This window comes from Streptomyces sp. NBC_00984 (genome assembly GCF_045162475.1).
In the GTDB taxonomy this organism is placed as follows: domain Bacteria; phylum Actinomycetota; class Actinomycetes; order Streptomycetales; family Streptomycetaceae; genus Streptomyces.
Genome location: NZ_CP108735.1, coordinates 800556 through 816425 on the forward strand (window position 1 = coordinate 800556; position 15870 = coordinate 816425).

Sequence of the window (15870 nt, forward strand, 5' to 3'; positions counted from 1 at the left end):
GATCCGGACGGTCGAGGCTCACCGTGTGAGCAGGACGCGTTTGCGAAGGAGATCGAGGCTGGCCCTGCCGAACATCTGGCGTTTCAGCATCTTCAGCCGGTTGATGTTGCCCTCGACGGCACCGGAACTGTGCGGCAGGGACAGCCCGTTGCGGACCGCGTCGAAGTCGCGGCGGAGGTTGCGGGCGAAGCCCGCAAGCGGAGCCAGACTGTCCCGTTCGACGTCGGTGATCCACTCTTCGAGGCGGTCGCCGTGGCGACCGGTCATCATTGCGGCGAACCTCTTGATGTAAAGAGTGAGCCGGTCGAGTTCGGGATCGCGCTCACGCAGCCGGTGCAGCTTGCCGGCGTCCTCGTCCCGCAGGTGCTCGGGGTGGGTCATCATCCAGGAGGTGACCTCGCGGACCGATGGAGGCTTCGGTCCCGGGTCGGGTGCGTGTCCGCGCCCGGTCCGGTAGCGCCGCAGATGCCGCTGAACAGCCAACTCTCCGCCGGGATAGCCGAGTTGCTGGATTTCGCGGTAGAGCTGGGCGGCGTTCCTGACGCCCTCATTCCAGCGCCGGTGCAAGTAGCCGACGTACGGGTCGACAACATGCGCTCGTTGGAGGTTCTTGGCCACGACATCATCGGCGGAGCGGGCGTTGACCAGTTTACGGACCGTGGCCTGGTGCAGCCCGAGCTTCCGGCCGATCGCCGCCTTCGACATCCCCTGCTGCCACAGCTCATGGGCGGCAGCATGCTGCTCACGCAGCCGGATCACGATCTTCAGGTCTTTCGGTGGCTGGACCACTTCGGGCTCCACCTCCGCGTGGTCGGGGCCGGAGGCCGAGCCGGGAGGCGGTTCGGCCAGGCGGAAGCGATGGGCGTTGACCGTCTTCTCGACCGCCTGGCCGAGGTTGGCCCACAGGTGGTAGCGATCCGCGACCTGTTCGGCCTGCGGTGCCCCGACCCGAGCGCCCTCCGCGTAACCGCTGGAACGGTCCCGGCAAATGACCTTCACCTCTGGGTGATCGCGGAGCCAGGCAGCCAGGTCCTCGCCTTCGCGGCCGTCGTAGAGGTGCAGCGGCCGGTGGGTGGCCATGTCGATCAATACCGTGCCGTAGTGGCGGCCCTTGCGGAAGGCGAAGTCGTCGACGCCGAGGATCTCCACCTTGCCGATCTCCGGCTCGGGCAGAGCCCTGACCAGCCGCAGCAGCGTGTCCTTTCCTACGGTGAGGCCGACCGCGGACGCCAGTCGGGCTCCTGCCCGGCCGGCCAGGGCCAGCCCGATCTGCGTCAACACCTCGCGCAGCAGCGGGGTATGCCGACTGTGCGGGGTGGTCAGTCCTGAGATCTGTTCGGCGAACGTCACCGCCGTGCAGGCAGGGTTCTCGCAGCGGAAGCGGCGCACGCACAACTCGATCACGACACCGAGCCCGCCCACGGCGACATCACGCAGCCTGCGTACGTACCGACCGTGCACCCGGGCCGAGCTCTGACCGCACCGACAGGAGCCAGTCGTCGCCCGCACCCGCGCTCTCAGCACTACCTGGTCCGGCCGCCGCTCGACCTCCTCGATCAGCAACGCGGACAGGTACGGAAACAGCTCGAGGAGCACATCACCAGAGCACGCGATGCATGATCGCGAACTGGCGGAGCAACGTGCTCAGCCGTCCGGATCACAAGATCGTCGACAGAACCCGGATCTTCACGTGGATGGCGTCGATGAAGATCACGGGATAGACGGCGTCGAGGGGCCGGTTCTGCCACTCTGCCATGCTCTCGAGGACCTTGTCGGTGATCGTGGAGATCGTCTGGCGCGATACGTCGGCGCCATAGACCTCGGCCAGGTGGGCCTGAACCTCACCGGTCGTCAGGCCCTTGGCCGCGAGCGAGATGACCATCTCGTCCACGCCGGACAGACGCTTCTGCCGCTTCTTGACAATCTTCGGCTCGAAGCTGCCTTCCCGGTCTCGGGGCACGACTATCTCGACCGGGCCGACATCGGTCAGCACGGTCTTGGCCCGGGTGCCGTTGCGTGAGTTACCGCCGTTCTTCCCGGCCGGATCATGCTTGTCATAGCCGAGGTGGTCGGTGATCTCGCCCTCGAGAGCGGACTCCAGGAGCCGCTTGGTCAGCTGCTGGAGCAGCCCGCCCTCGCCGGTCAGCTGAAGGCCCTCGGCCTGAGCCCGTCCCACCAATTCATCGATCAGCCGGTCGTCCACAGACTTCGCCGGCACCGTCTCAGACGGCTCGACGGACTCGGCCTCGGTCACGTTATTGCTGGTCATCGATGCATCTTCCATGATCGGGAGTTACACCGAACGTTTTACAGTCCCGCGTCTACCTCATCCTCGCCATCGGGCTTGGAGCCCTGTGCGTCTGGTGGACACGGAAGCGTCTGAGCTGACGCCCGCCCGCTGTTCAAGGGCCATCAAGGGACCGACGATGAGACCGCCTGGCTAGTGCACGAAGGAGCCCAGCGCCGCCACGCGAAAGGCGTTGACAGCGAAGTTAGTCCCTGCAGGTCAGAGCCACCTGTCGACTAACTTCAATGTCAACGGAGTGCGCCACGAGGCGCTATGCAATCGAGTGGAGGTGAAAGACCACCACTGCCGGGTCGTCGCAGCGGCCTGGTGAAGCTGGGGGCAGCCTGACCCGGGGAACGCCGGGGAGGGTGGCAAGCGGCCCCGACAACGGCGGGACGTGCCGGGACTACCGGACGGTGCGGGCCCGTCTAGCGAGGTCAGAAGGTGTAGCGAAAGCGAACCAGTGGTTGAAGCTCCGTAAGCATTGAGCCGGCTCAAACCTGGTGGATACGGGCCGGTATGCAGCGCGTGACCTGCGTGTCCTCGGACGGGTGGGTTAACTCCGAAGCCGGATTTCCTGTTCCGGTGGGGAGGCCACGTTGAAAGCCTGCGGCGTAGGCGTGGCGATGCTGCCGGTGTAGAGCTGGGCACCTCCCTGACCGATCGATTGCGTGGTGAACGTGGGAACCATCCGCGGTCGCCCGAGCCGCCGGACAGCCGGTTCGGCGGTGGGCAGGTCCGTTGCCGACTGAGGGCCGTGGGTGGGGCGGAGGCCCCGTAGTAGTCGCGGGAGTAACGACCCGTCGTGGAGGCCGGGAAAGCCGGTCGCAGGGCAAAGGGGGCCAGCAAGTCAGTGGCCGAAGCACTGGAATGTCGGGAGGGTCGCCGGTGAATACCGACGAGCTGGAGCGCGCCTTGTATGAGGCGGAGCGTCAGGTACTGAAGATCCAGACCAAGCTGCACCGTTGGGCTCGTGATGATCCTCATCGCAGGTTCGACGACCTGTTCAATCTCGTTGCCGATCCCGGCTTCCTGCTGGTGGCCTGGGATCGGGTGCGGGGTAACAAGGGTGCACGCACGGCCGGGGTGGACGGACGCACGGCGTCGTCCATCGCGTTGCGGGTCGGAGTCGAGGAGTTCCTCGACGTGCTGCGGTCGCAGATCAAGGACCGTAGTTTCCAGCCCATGCCGGTGCGGGAACGGATGATCCCCAAGACGGGTGGCAAGCTCCGCCGTCTGGGGATTGCGACGATCACCGACCGGGTGGTGCAGGCATCCTTGAAGCTGGTGCTGGAGCCGATTTTCGAGGCGGACTTCCTCCCGTGCTCCTACGGGTTCCGCCCGAATCGCCGGGCTCACGACGCGGTGGCAGAGGTGCGTCTGCTCACGTCCAAGAAGTACGAGTGGATCGTGGAAGGCGACATCAAGGCCTGCTTCGACGAGATCTCGCACACCGCTCTCATGGAGCGGGTGCGGGCACGCGTCGGGGACAAACGCGTCCTGGCCCTGGTGAAGGCGTTCCTCAAGGCGGGCATCCTCAGTGAGGACGGCCTGCTGCGGGACAACGACACCGGCACCCCGCAGGGTTCGATCCTTTCGCCGTTGCTCAGCAACGTCGCGCTCTCGGTCCTGGACGAGCACATCGCCCAGGCCCCGGGAGGCGCCGGAACTGATCTCAACGAGCGCCGCAGGCGTCGACGCCGAGGTCTGCCCAACTACCGGCTGGTCCGGTACGCGGACGACTGGTGCCTGATGGTTCACGGCACCAAGGCAGACGCCGAAACGCTACGCGAAGAGATCGCCGAAGTCCTCACCACGATGGGCCTGCGCCTGTCCCAGGAGAAGACTCTGATCACCCACATCGAGCAGGGCCTGGACTTCCTCGGCTGGCACATCCAGCGCCACCGAAAGCCAGGCACCAACCGGTATTACGTCTACACCTACCCAGCCAAGAAGGCCCTGCGGGCCATCATGGCCAAGGTCAAGACACTGTGCCGGGAGGTCGGCACGAACCAGCCGCTCGACGCCCTGCTCGCCCGGATCAACCCGGCGGTGCGGGGCTGGTGCGCCTACTTCCGGCCCGGGGTTTCCTACGCGACCTTCTCCTACCTGCGCAACTACATGTGGCACACGGTCTGGAGATGGGTACAGCGCAAGCACCCCAAGACGGGCCGGAGGAAGATCTTCCGCCGCTACTGCGGCCGTAGATCATGGTGGACCGGGGAGACCCGGGAGTTGTTCAACCCGATCACGGTAGGCACCACTCGCTACCGCTACCGGGGCCTGACGATTCCCACCCCCTGGGACGCCACGGGATGAGAACAACCACCACGAAGCCCTCGGGGCTTGTGGAGAGCCGGGTGCGGTGCCAAGTCGCATGCCCGGTTCGGGAAGCGGCTCCGGGGAAACGGGCCGGTCGAAAGATCGGAACCGCGCCCCGGGCCGACTTCACCAAATGTTGTCCCCCGCCATCCAAGCGAGGCGTTTGACAGCGAACCCAGCCGTTTCGCCTTCTGTGACAGTGAACCTAGTCGTGGGGGGAGCGCGCGCCACATGCCGCCCTGGTCCAGCTTGCGCCACCCCGTCCGCTTGTTGCGGGACTGCGGAGGGCCGGCTCAACGATCGGTGAGCAGCCCGGCGTCGTGTGCGAGGACAGCGGCCTGTACGCGGTTGGCGCAGCCGGTGCGTGTGAGGATCCGGCTGATGTGCGCCTTGACCGTGCCGGCACTCAGATACAGCTGATCGGCGATCTCCGCGTTGGACAGGCCCGTGCCGAGCAACCGCAGGACATCCCGTTCGGCCGGGGTCAGCTCTTCGGTCCTGCGCAGAGCGAACTCGGTGTCCCGGCCGGACCGTACGTGCCGTTCCAGCAGCTGGCGGGTGATCCGGGGTGCCAGTACTGGTTCCCCCCTCGCGGCGAGTTGCACGGCGCGGATCAGCTCGGCGGGACCGGTGTCCTTGAGGAGGAAACCGCTCGCGCCGGCCCGCAGGGCGCGCGTCACGCTCGCTTCCTCGCCGAACGCCGTCAGCATCACGACACAGGTGCGGGGGGAGAGACGGGCAATGTCCTCGGCGGCCGCGATTCCGTCCCTGGTCGGCATCTGAATGTCGAGGAGGGCGACATCGATGTCCTGGGCGCGGCATGCCGCGGCGGCTTCCCGACCGTCGCCCGCCTCGGCGACCACCTCGATGTCCTCGGCGTTCTCCAGGATCAGCCGGATTCCCGCACGCATCAGCGCCTCGTCGTCGGCGACCAGGACTCGGATCATCAGCTCATCTTAGGGCTGCCGCCGTCAGCAGTACGACGAGGAAGCCCACCGTCGGCAGGACCACGAGCAGCGCCACGCAGCCGGATCCCAGGACTCGTGGCCAGGTCAGGATCTCGTCCGGCAGCGGGGCACGGGCTCCTGCCCGTCCGATGCCGCCGGACTGCCCGATGCTGCCGGGCGGAAGGCGGGCCGTGTCCGGAGAGGTTTCGGCAAGAGGCCCTGGGAGCGCGGCGAATTCCAGGGGGCTGTTCCCGTGGGTGGGTAGCCAAGCCGCCATGCGGAAACCGCCGTTCAGCAAGGCGCCCGCCTCGAACGTGCCGCCGAGCAACGAGATCCGCTCCTGGCAGCCGGCCAGCCCGCTGTGACTTCCCCCGCGGGAGTGCCCCGCCGCTCGCGGTGCGTCGTTGGTGACGGACACCTCGATCCCCCTGTCCGTGTCCCTGACCTCCACCCTGGTGGGCGCACCGGACGCGTGTTTCAGCACGTTCGTCAGCCCTTCGCGGACCACCCGGTGGATCGCCTGACGCGTACGAAGGCCCACCTCGGCCGTGTCGGGAACGGACCAGTCCAACTCGACGGTGCTGCCTGTCTGCCGGGATTCCGTCACCAGAGCGGTGATGTCCTCACGCGTTCCCCTCTCCTCCCCGGTCCTGTCCGACAGGTCTGTCATGTCAACGTGCCGCAGGACACCGAGGATCTCTCGCAGTTCCTCCATGGCCGTACCTGCCGTCGTGCGCAGCAGATCGGCCTGTCCGACGAGGGCAGGTGCCTGCCGCGCGGCAGCGAGTTCAAGCGCCCCGGCATACACGGAGATCAGGCTCAGCCGGTGGCCCAGGAGATCGTGCATCTCTCCCGCGATCCGGGTCCGTTCCTCCGTCCGGGCCGCCGCAGTGGTCAGCGTGCGGGCCTGTTCCAGATAGGCGTTGCGCTCTCGCAGCAGGCTGACCAGGGGCCGCCGCCGCCCCAGCAGGCTCCCAGCCAGAGTGGGAAGCAGCAGAAGCAGCACCGCGGAGACCGCGTTGCCGGCCAGTTGCGACGGCAAGTCATCGGACCGGATGAGGGCACAGGCGACGGTCAGGACACCGACGGCGGCGCAGGCCACCCCGGCGACCTGCCACGCACGCCTCGGCGGTGCGATACGACGGGTAGCGGACAGCACGATCAGCGGCACCACCGCCAGCGTCCACACGTTGGCACCCACGAGCAGCAAAGAGGCGCCTAGGACGGCGGCGACCGGCCGACCGCGCCGAGCGGGGACGAGCAGCACCGCCCACACCCCCTCCAGCACCGCCGAGGCTGGCTGTTCCGGGGGTGCCAGCAGCAGCGGCATCAGGCAGAAGGCTGCCGCCAGGGCACAGACCAGCGCCTCGACGCCGACCGTACGGCGCTCGGCGGCACGCACCTCGGCCCAGCTCTCGGCCACCTCGCGGCGTACCCACCGAGACACACCGGTCAGCGTGCGTCCCAGCCGTACGGACAGGCGCAACGGCCGTGTGTCTTTGGGTACCTGGCTCATGATCACCCCTGCCCCGCCACTGTGGATCTCCCGGGAGGAACGGTAGCTGCGGCGGTGGCGGTCGCCGCACGGCGGGCCCCGGGGGTCATGCGCCCGGCCGGAGGCTCAGCCCTGCCCGCAACGCGGCGACGTCCACCCGGCCGGCAGCCAGCAGCCGTACGACCACGCCACCGGCCCCGGCGTCCGTATCCGTCGCCGACTCGTCGAGCAGCGCGGACAGCAGGTGGACCGTACCGACCGTGGGCGAACCGTGCTCGGCGGCGGACAGCCGTGCGACCGCCATGGTCCGGTCGGCGGCGGCGGACAGCCACACCTCGGAGCCGTCGGGAACCGGAACGGACTCGGTTGCCGAAGCCGAAGAGACCAGGGAAATCTGCCGTACGCCGTGTCGGCGCATCAGGGCCGGAGCAGCGTTGGCGTCTGCCAGACTCCCGGGAAGCGAACGCCCGGCAACGGACAGTGCCCGGTCCAGGGCCAGTATCCCCAGCAGGAGATCCACCGGCTCCGCCGCGGCACGCCCGCACCGTACCGCTTGCCGCACGCCCTCGACGGTCACCGCGAACAGAACCGGTGAGCCGTTCTGGGAGGCCCCGGAGGTCCACGAAGTCAGCGCGCGTGTCAGGCGGTTACCGCTCCTACCCAGCGTTCCGGCCCGGCGAAGAAGGGTGACGCCGCGGGATTCCGGTCCCTCGGTCTCCGCTGCGGCGCTCGCGTCCAGTCCGTCGAGCGCGGTTGCCGAGGCGGCCGTATCCAGCCTCTGCAGCAGTAGGGCTTCCCGTGCCCTGGTGTCCGGCAGGTCCAACAGGGCACGGGCCACGTGCCGGCAGCGCACCGAGATCGTCCCCTCGACGCGGGCCGACCTGAGCGCGAGCAGCAGGCACGCACGCATCGCCCCGGTCATCCCGGGCAGCGCCCGGCCGCTCTTTGCGGCCGATCCGCGCGAACCAAGGCCGAAGCGCCACCGTGCCTCACGCCAGGCGGCATCGACCTCTATCTCATCGGCTTCCTGATGGGCTTCCTCATCGGCGCCGGCTCCGACCGGCGCACTGTGCACCTCGTCGTCGCTCACCCAACCGAGGCCCGCCCGACCGGAGATCATGCCGCTGAGCGAACCGGCCTTCCGCATCCCCGGAGCGATCGCCTCACCGGCGTCCGTGTCCCCCATCACGAGCTCCCCCAGCAGGGTGTCCGTCCCCACGGCCGACATCTCGCTCCTGACCGCACGGCGCAGTGTCTCCACGAGCAGGTCCATGACGTCCGGCTCGAACTCCGTGGTCGCTCCGACCACGGCCGTGGCGTCGGCGTGTACTCCGGTCGTCCCTCGCTGGTCCATCGAATGTTCCCCTCGAAGCGCGGTGGCTTGGTCAACACGACGCTAGGCGCACCCCCACGACACCGCATCGGCCGACCGGCCACACTCCCGGTCCGATCGGCAAACCGGTTACGGAACATCAGTGACCCGGCGCACCCCGTCGTACGACGACTGGACAACGGATGTCACGCGGACCGCGGCCAGCTGTTTCAAGCGGACGTGTGCGGTGAGGATTTCGGCTCGTTTCACGGTCGTCGCGGGTTCGTGCCGTGAGACTGGCCGCCAACAGCCAGCACAAGCAGTCAGGACACCGACAGATCAACCTCCCGTTGACATCCAACCCAGTCGGGCCAGGCCAGCGCGCGCACACGACTAACTTCACTGTCAAAGGACAAATGTCCCGTCTCACTCAATAGAGTCACTTGCTCAACGAACCGAGTCGTTCGACCTTCTGTCTCAGCGAACCTGGTCGCGCGGCTGAGTGCGCTGGGGTGCTGGATGGCCGTACCGGCTGGGTGAATCTGAAGGGGCGGTCCCTGGCGGGGGTCTCAGTCGCTATGGGCGACCGACGCAGGGTCGGCGTCGAGCGCATCGAGAACTGCGTCGCCGTTCGCCCTGGCCCACTCGGTCAGCATGTGGATCGGCTCGATCAGCGTGGCCCCGAGCGAGGTGAGCTCGTACTCGACGCGGGGCGGCGCCTCGGCGTAGGCGTGGCGACGGATGAGTCCGTGCGCCTTGAGCCTTCGGAGCGTCTGGGTGAGCATCTTGCGGGAGATGCCGCCGATCAGCTCGATCAGCTCGCCGTGGCGCACCGGGCCCTTGCTGAGGCCGTAGAGCACGACCACCGTCCACTTGTCGGCGATCACCTCGACCGCCAGCCGCGCCGGACAGTCGGCGAGAAAGGGATCGCCGGGACGGAAACCGCTCATGCGCCAAAGGTACCTGCGCCGAAGGTACCTGCTGGTTCCTATCAGATTCATAGCCTGGGTTCTCTCCCCCTCCAGAGCCAGGAGAATCATGCGAGTCATCACCCAGCAGACGTTCGGCGGTCCCGAGGTGCTCACCATCGTGGACGCGCCCGAGCCCCAACCCCTCCCCACCGAGGTTCTCGTCCGCGTCAAGGCGATCGGGCTGAACCCGCTGGAGGCGCTCCTGCGCGCCGGCGAGTTCCCCCCGCTGCTCGGCCAGCCGCCATTCATCCTCGGCTGGGACATCAGTGGCGTGGTTGAGGAGGGACCGCTGACGTATAGGTTCAGGCCCGGCGACGAGGTGTTCGGGATGCCACTGTTCCCACGGGCGGGGAGCGCTTACGCCGAGGTCGTGTCTGCGCCGGCGTTGCACCTGGCACGCAAGCCTGCGTCGCTCTCGCACGTCGAGGCGGCGGCCCTGCCGGTCGTCGGGCTGACGGCGTGGCAGGGGCTCGTCGACCTCGCCGGCGTGACCGAGGGCGACCGCGTCCTGGTCCACGGCGGTGGTGGCGGGGTCGGCCACGTCGCGATCCAGATCGCGAAAGCGCTCGGTGCGCACGTGATCGCGACCGCCAGCGGGGGCAAGCGGAAGTTCGTCGAGGAGTTCGGCGCGGACGAGGTGATCGACTACACGGCGGTCGACTTCACCGAGGCGGTCCGCGACATCGACGTCGTGCTCGACACGATCGGCGGCGACACCGTCGAGCGGTCGCTCGAAGTACTCCGCCCAGGCGGTCACCTGGTGACGGCGGTCGCCGAGGGGGATTCGGCCCTCGCCGCCAAGTACGCGGCGGCCGGCATGCGCTTCAGCGGCATCGCGGTCGACCCCGATCCGGTCGCCCTGCGAGGGCTCGTCGAACTCGTCGAACAGGGCAGGCTCCGGATCCACGTGCAGGAGACGTTCCCGTTCGAGCGCGTCGCCGTCGCGCACCGGCTGCTCGACGGCGGTCACCTCCAGGGCAAGCTCGTCCTCACCGTCTGATCCCGTCGTGGGGCCTCGCGTGAGTGAGGCCCCACCGAGATGTCCTCTCAGTCCCCACGGGTCGGCTCCGGCCTTTCGTCTCGGCGAACCGGGTCGATCTGTCTCATCCAACTCAGTCCACGCAGGTCACCGTCATGCGGACGACTGGCTTCGTTGAGACAGGACAGACGCGGTTGGCTTTGTACACGGGAACGGGAGTTTGTCGACGGCTTCGGGAGTCACTCACGGCCGCGCGGGTGGTTCCGGGGCCATCCCTCGGCGAAGGCCCTGAGTTGTCTCCGCTGTCGTTCTTCCTCCGTGATCCGGTCGGCGAGGACGGGTTGGTCGATGTACGGGGCGACGGCGGCGAGGACCAGGCGCTGAAGCTCGGTCGGGTCGAGCGCCTCGACCTCCCACTGCACCGGCTGACCGGGGTCGAGCCCGTATCGGCTGGCGAACCCTGCCCAACGTGGGCCTCGTTGTCATGGAAGAGGGCGGCGATCGCTGTCTGGGCGGCCTTCAGCTTCTTCTCCAGGAGCGTGCACTCCTGGGTCTTCGCGGTCCGGTAGCTGTCAAGTCAAATGAGACGTTCGTGGTGCTATGAACCTTGTGGTTCGGGTTCCATGCGTTTGGCGGGGTCGTTGATCCAGACCTGGCCGGGTATCTCGGGTGGCCTCGGTCGTCGGGCGAAGCGTTCGGGGTGGCGTTCGTATGCCTCGGCGAGAGCGGCGGCCCGCTGGTCACGGACCTCCTTGGCGGTGCCGAAGTGGACGGAGGCGGGGGTGTGCAGGCCGATCCCGGAGTGCCTGTGGTCGTGGTTGTAGTAGGTGATGAATGCGTCCATCCACTCCCGGGCATGGGCCAGCGAATCGAACCGTTCCGGGTAGTCGGCGGTGTACTTCGTGGTCCTGAACTGGCTTTCCGAGTACGGATTGTCGTTGCTGGCCCTGGGGCGCGAGTGACTCCTGGTGATGCCGAGGTCGATCAGCAGTTGGGAGACCTTCTTGCTGGTCATCGAGGTGCCGCGGTCCGCGTGCACCGTCTCGGGGACAACGCCGTTGCGCTCGATCGTCTCGCGGATCAACTCCTCGGCCCGCTCGGCCGTTTCGGCCCGTTCGACGGTGTGGCCGACGATATAGCGGCTGAAGATGTCGATGATGACGTAGGCGTGGTACCAGATGCCTTTGTCCGGGCCCGGCAGCTTGGTGATGTCCCAGGTGAAAACCTGCGACGGGCCGGTCGCCACCAGCTCGGGGATGGTCCTGGCGGGATGGGTGGCCTGGCGGCGGCGTTCGCCGTTCTGCCCGGCGGCGGACAGGATCCGGTACATCGTCCGCTCCGAGCACCAGTAGTTTCCGGCGTCGAGTTCGCGCGCCCAGACCTGCGCGGGCGGCAGGTCGGCGTACTCCGGCCGGTTCAACAGCCCCAGGATTTCGGCCCGCTCGGCCCGCGAGAGGGCCGAGGCGGGCGCGGGTCTCGGGGACGGCGCGGGCTTCGGCTTGGGGTTGATGCGGCGGTAGTGGGTGGCGCGCGAGCGTCCGGTCAGCCGACAGGCCGCCGTGGTCCCCAACTGCCCCTGGACGCCGGCGAACGCCTCATCCACCACCGGTGCGACGGCATGCTTCAGTCCGCGCTCTCGGAGAGCAGTTCCAAGAGCGCGTTGGCTTTTCCCATGACCTCCAGCGCGGCGTCCCGGCGGGCCACGTCCTTCTCCAGCCGTGCGACCTTCTTGCGCAGCCTTTCCAGTTCGGCCTGCTCAGCGGCCTTCTTTGGTCGCACCGCCGAGGTCCGCCGGTCAGCCAGGGCGTCCAGCGCGCCGGCTTCCCGAGCCTGGCGCCACTCGACTACGTGCGAGTGGTACAGCCGCTCACGCCGCAAGATGGCGCCCTTCTCGCCGGAAGGGGCGGCGTCGTACTCGGCAACGATCCGCAGTTTGTACTCCGCGGAAAACGTCCGCCGCTTCGGCTTCGGCGCCGGATCGTCACCGGAGGCGGGTATCGGGGTAGTGCTGGCCATGCTGAGGGGTCTCCTGTCTCGCCCATCCAGACTAACCCGATATACCGGGCGTCTCAGTCGAGACTGTCAGAGAGGGGGGCGCCTGACCAGGGCGGCGGCCGCGGCGGACGGGGAGTACCCGGACAACGACGAGCTGTTCATCGACCCGGACACCGGGGTGCCCAAGCTCAAGGCGCGGCGGGCGAAGGGGCCCCGCAAGGGCGCCGAGCGGCTGGAGCAGGCGATCAAGGCGCGGATGCCGGAGCGGTCGCTGCTGGGGATCGTGGCGCGTACCGCCTACTGGATTGAGTGGTGGCACCGGTTCGGGCCGGCCTCGGGCAACGACCCGAAGCTGAAGGACCCCTTCGGCCGGTATGTGATCACCACGTTCGTCAAGGGCACGAACATGACGTTCGCCGAGGCCGCCCGCCACATCGCCAATGTCAGCGCGCACGAGCTGTCGGTGGCCGCCCGCCGGCACGCGACCACCGCCAGGCTGAACGAGGCGCTCAGCGACGTGGTGAACGCGCACGCCAAGCTGGACATGTCCCGTGCCTGGGGCAACGGCACCACCGCGGCGGCCGACGGCACTCACATGGACACCTACCTCGACAACCTCCTCGCCGAGACCTCGGTGCGGTACGGGGCGGTGGGCGGCATCGCATACCACCATATCTCGGACCTGTACATCGCGCTGTTCACGCACTTCGTGCCGTGCGGAGTGTGGGAGGCCGTCTACATCATCGAGGGCCTGCTGAAGAACGCGAGTGAGGTCCAGCCGGGCACCATCCACGCCGACACGCAAGGCCAGAGCTATCCGGTGTTCGCGCTGGCGGACCTGCTGGGAATCGATCTGATGCCCAGGATCCGTAATTGGAAGGACTGTCTTTTCTTCCGCCCGTCCCGGCACGCCGTCTACGAGCACATCGACTCCCTGTTCGGCGAGGCGGGCCGCAACGTGATCGACTGGGACCTGATCAATACCCACTTCAAGGACCTGATGCGGGTCACGGTCTCGGTCCGCGAGGGCACGATCTCCTCGACGCTGCTGCTCAAGCGGCTGCGCTCGGGCTCCCACAAGAACGCCACCTACACAGCCTTCAGGGAGGTTGGGCGGGTGATCCGTACCGTCCAGCTGCTGCGCTACCTCTCGGACGCGCCGCTGCGGGGGAGGGTGACGGCCGCGACCAACAAGGTCGAGGCGTTCAACGGGTTCAGCGACTGGGTGCGGTTCGGGCAGCGCGGCACGGTCGCGCACAACGACCCGGTCGAGCAGGAGAAGGACGTGAAGTTCACCTCGCTGCTCGCCAACCTGGTGATCTTCCACAACACGCTGGACATCGCGGAGGTGGTGCGGCAGCTGCAAGCCGAGGGATGGGAGATCGACCCGCTGGACCTGGCCGAGATCTCGCCGTACCTGACCGAGCACATCAACCGGTTCGGCGTGTACTCCACACACGAGCTCGGCATCCCCCCGGAGGACTACGACACCCGCCTCGACATCGACTTCAGCACGCTGGAGGAGGAACGGGTCCCGGCTGCGTGAACCGCCTGGCGGTCCGGAATGGCAGGGCCGCGGCTCGACGGTTCCGGCGGATCTGCTGAAGGCTGCGAACGGAGCACCGGTGCTGCTACAGGTGCTTGCGGCCAGTTGGGCGAGACCTTTCGGAGGCTGTCTACTCCAGACGGAGCAGGGGCGGTGACTCCGGACGCCGGTGGACGTTGGACCGACCGTGTCGAAGACCGCGTCCAGCTCAAGCAATGTCAGCGCCGCCCCTGCCGGGAAGGAGCTGTTGATGCCCTTCGTGGCCTGGGCTGGCAGGTGGATGATGAGCTCCTCGGCGGCGATCCGACAGCACCGGTTCCCGTCACGGTGCCGGATCTGGCCCAGGAGGCGGGCCACCCTCTGCCTTTCGGGAAGAACACGCGTTCGCGGGTGTCCGGATGGACCACGCGCGCCTTGTCCGCCAAGCCGGTCAAGAAGCTCCCTCCCTCCCTCCCGCCGGACGGCTGGCTGGCCTGTTTCTCGCCGCGCACAGCACCTCCAAGCTCCTCGGCCAGATTCCGCCCGACCTTCCCGACGCCTGCCGGGCCGCCTTGCCCGACCTCCTGCGGAAGGGCTTCCTCACCGAGCTCTCCGAGGACCGCTGCCGCCTCGATCCCGCAGTGCGCCACTTGTCGGGCATGCGTCAACCCTCCGAAGAGGAGAGGGCGGCAAAGCTCTCTAAGGACAAGGGCAAGGCGGTCGCGCCCGCTTCGACTCCGGGATTCCAGTTCGACGCAGATGCATGGACGCAGTGGAAGAGCGCGGTCACCCCTGCCCTGCGCCGGCACGTTGAGCTCCAGGCCGTCGTAGGTGTTCGGGACGTGCAGGCCGAGGTGGCCGACACGGCGATTACGGCGCTGGTCGCGCTCGCACGGATGCGCCCGGACGCGGCCGAATACTTCGCCGGTCAGATCGCGGAGAAGTCGAGCCGGTTCCTGCCGCAGCAGCCGGCCTTCGATGACGCGGTCTCGGCGGAGCTGCCGTGAACGGCGTCTGGCTCGCTCGGCTCTGTGGTTGCCTGCCGTCAGGGTGATGACACCCCGGGGCAGATCCTGGGCGGCGCGGTGAGACTCTCGGATTGTCGTACCCGCCAGGTTCAATGGAACCGACGAGACGACCGACGGGAGCAGCACGCATGGAGCCAATCTTCTTCTCAAGTCCTGAGAAGTTCCGGGACTGGCTGGAGGAGCACCACGCGACTGCCTCCGAATGCCGGGTGGGCATGTGGAAGAAGGGAACAGGCAAGCCCACCTTGAGCTGGTCGGAGGCGGTCGACCAGGCCCTGTGCTACGGCTGGATCGACGGCCGGCAGAGCCCGATCGACGGCTTCTCCTGGACGATCCGGTTCACCCCGCGCAGGCCGCGCAGCAACTGGAGCCAGGTCAACCTCCGCAAGATCGAGGAGCTGACTGCCCAGGGGCTCATGCGGCCGGCCGGCATCGCGTTGTTCGAAGCCCGTGACCGGGACCGCGAGGAGAAGGTCTGGGAGTTCGAGGCGGCGCAGCTGGCTCGTTTCCAAGCCGAGCCGCGGGCGTGGGAGTGGTTCAGCGGGCAGGCGTCGTCCTACCGCAAGTCGGCCATCCACCATGTGATCAGTGCCAAGCGGGACGAGACTCGGGAGCGGCGGTTGGACCAGCTGATCTCCGACAGCCTGGAGGGGGTGCGGCTCAAACCGTTCCGGCGGCCGGGAACCTGAGGGCCCGCTGGAACAGGCCGAGCGCGATCGCGTAGCCGTCCAGCGCGGGACCTGCCGCTCCAGGAACCCGTCGGGCTTGCCCTTTCGGCGCCCAAGCCCACGGCCGGCGATCGACACCGCCGCCCACGAGACGCCAGCCGCCACCACAGCCTGCACCGCCCGTCGCGGCCTCGACCCCGGAAGCTCGCCGAGTGCGTGGCGATGCTGGCCCGGCACGAGACGGTCCACCCGCAGCGAGCCAGCCGGGGGACCCGCCGACTCGTGACCGGGCGTCTGCCGGAACGGACACCCCCACGCTATTGAGCGGAACTGTTCTCGAA

The 15870-nt window shown here is 68.0% G+C and carries 13 protein-coding genes and 1 pseudogene; 5 read left to right on the forward strand and 9 right to left on the reverse strand.

The features are described from left to right. Window positions 1–18: 18 nt before the first annotated feature. Both OG520_RS43845 and OG520_RS43850 read right to left on the reverse strand, forming a co-directional pair. A complete protein-coding gene (locus tag OG520_RS43845; protein WP_331737238.1) occupies window positions 19–1596 on the reverse strand; it encodes an ISL3 family transposase in 1578 nt (525 codons plus the stop codon). A gap of 82 nt (window positions 1597–1678) precedes the next feature. Further along, window positions 1679–2269: pseudogene (locus tag OG520_RS43850) on the reverse strand (transposase); the annotation flags it as partial. Between the two features lie 906 nt (window positions 2270–3175). Here OG520_RS43850 and ltrA point away from each other — a divergent pair. Continuing rightward, the gene (gene ltrA, locus OG520_RS43855; protein ID WP_331749411.1) at window positions 3176–4606 is read left to right on the forward strand and encodes a group II intron reverse transcriptase/maturase; all 1431 of its coding nucleotides are present in this window, start codon (window positions 3176–3178) and stop codon (window positions 4604–4606) included. A gap of 296 nt (window positions 4607–4902) precedes the next feature. On the opposite strand, the gene OG520_RS43860 is transcribed toward ltrA, so the two are convergent. From OG520_RS43860 to OG520_RS43875, 4 genes are all read right to left on the reverse strand, one after another. After that, complete coding sequence (locus tag OG520_RS43860) at window positions 4903–5556, reverse strand: response regulator transcription factor (protein ID WP_331749414.1); 654 nt, start codon at window positions 5554–5556, stop codon at window positions 4903–4905. 4 nt (window positions 5557–5560) lie between these two features. Beyond that, the gene (locus OG520_RS43865) at window positions 5561–7072 is read right to left on the reverse strand and encodes a histidine kinase (protein WP_331749418.1); all 1512 of its coding nucleotides are present in this window, start codon (window positions 7070–7072) and stop codon (window positions 5561–5563) included. An 85-nt stretch (window positions 7073–7157) separates the two neighbouring features. Next, window positions 7158–8405 (reverse strand): hypothetical protein, encoded by a 1248-nt coding sequence (locus OG520_RS43870; RefSeq protein ID WP_331749420.1) that lies wholly within the window; start codon window positions 8403–8405, stop codon window positions 7158–7160. A gap of 527 nt (window positions 8406–8932) precedes the next feature. Beyond that, entirely contained in the window at window positions 8933–9313 is a 381-nt protein-coding gene (locus OG520_RS43875) for a helix-turn-helix domain-containing protein (protein WP_093547326.1), read from the reverse strand. An 88-nt stretch (window positions 9314–9401) separates the two neighbouring features. On the opposite strand from OG520_RS43875, the gene OG520_RS43880 reads away from it, so the two are divergent. After that, window positions 9402–10334 (forward strand): NADP-dependent oxidoreductase, encoded by a 933-nt coding sequence (locus tag OG520_RS43880; protein WP_331749614.1) that lies wholly within the window; start codon window positions 9402–9404, stop codon window positions 10332–10334. A gap of 218 nt (window positions 10335–10552) precedes the next feature. Here OG520_RS43880 and OG520_RS43885 read toward each other — a convergent pair whose 3' ends face one another. The 3 genes from OG520_RS43885 to OG520_RS43895 form a co-directional block, all read right to left on the reverse strand. Further along, window positions 10553–10735 carry a hypothetical protein gene (locus OG520_RS43885; RefSeq protein WP_331749424.1) on the reverse strand — a complete coding sequence of 61 codons (183 nt, stop codon included), beginning with the start codon at window positions 10733–10735 and terminating at the stop codon, window positions 10553–10555. Between the two features lie 176 nt (window positions 10736–10911). Next, window positions 10912–11919, reverse strand: coding sequence for an IS3 family transposase (locus OG520_RS43890; RefSeq protein ID WP_331749427.1), 1008 nt, complete (start codon window positions 11917–11919; stop codon window positions 10912–10914). A gap of 17 nt (window positions 11920–11936) precedes the next feature. Beyond that, window positions 11937–12329 carry a transposase gene (locus OG520_RS43895; RefSeq protein ID WP_331737243.1) on the reverse strand — a complete coding sequence of 131 codons (393 nt, stop codon included), beginning with the start codon at window positions 12327–12329 and terminating at the stop codon, window positions 11937–11939. Window positions 12330–12486: 157 nt separating this feature from the next. Between OG520_RS43895 and OG520_RS43900 the strand changes: the two genes are divergently transcribed. From OG520_RS43900 to OG520_RS43910, 3 genes are all read left to right on the forward strand, one after another. After that, window positions 12487–13854, forward strand: a complete 1368-nt coding sequence (locus OG520_RS43900; RefSeq protein ID WP_331749430.1) for a transposase — start codon at window positions 12487–12489, stop codon at window positions 13852–13854. Between the two features lie 398 nt (window positions 13855–14252). Then, on the forward strand, window positions 14253–14840 hold the full coding sequence (locus tag OG520_RS43905; RefSeq protein ID WP_331749433.1) for a hypothetical protein: 588 nt from the start codon (window positions 14253–14255) through the stop codon (window positions 14838–14840). 149 nt (window positions 14841–14989) lie between these two features. Then, window positions 14990–15550 carry a YdeI/OmpD-associated family protein gene (locus OG520_RS43910; RefSeq protein ID WP_331749436.1) on the forward strand — a complete coding sequence of 187 codons (561 nt, stop codon included), beginning with the start codon at window positions 14990–14992 and terminating at the stop codon, window positions 15548–15550. Window positions 15551–15870: the final 320 nt, after the last annotated feature.

Coding starts and splice junctions, on each gene's coding strand:
- OG520_RS43860 (WP_331749414.1), bottom strand. CDS start 5,556: ATGATCCGAGTCCTGGTCGCCGACGACGAGGCGCTGATGCGTGCGGGA.
- OG520_RS43905 (WP_331749433.1), top strand. CDS start 14,253: ATGGACCACGCGCGCCTTGTCCGCCAAGCCGGTCAAGAAGCTCCCTCC.
- OG520_RS43865 (WP_331749418.1), bottom strand. CDS start 7,072: ATGAGCCAGGTACCCAAAGACACACGGCCGTTGCGCCTGTCCGTACGG.
- OG520_RS43870 (WP_331749420.1), bottom strand. CDS start 8,405: ATGGACCAGCGAGGGACGACCGGAGTACACGCCGACGCCACGGCCGTG.
- OG520_RS43875 (WP_093547326.1), bottom strand. CDS start 9,313: ATGAGCGGTTTCCGTCCCGGCGATCCCTTTCTCGCCGACTGTCCGGCG.
- OG520_RS43895 (WP_331737243.1), bottom strand. CDS start 12,329: ATGGCCAGCACTACCCCGATACCCGCCTCCGGTGACGATCCGGCGCCG.
- OG520_RS43910 (WP_331749436.1), top strand. CDS start 14,990: ATGGAGCCAATCTTCTTCTCAAGTCCTGAGAAGTTCCGGGACTGGCTG.
- OG520_RS43880 (WP_331749614.1), top strand. CDS start 9,402: ATGCGAGTCATCACCCAGCAGACGTTCGGCGGTCCCGAGGTGCTCACC.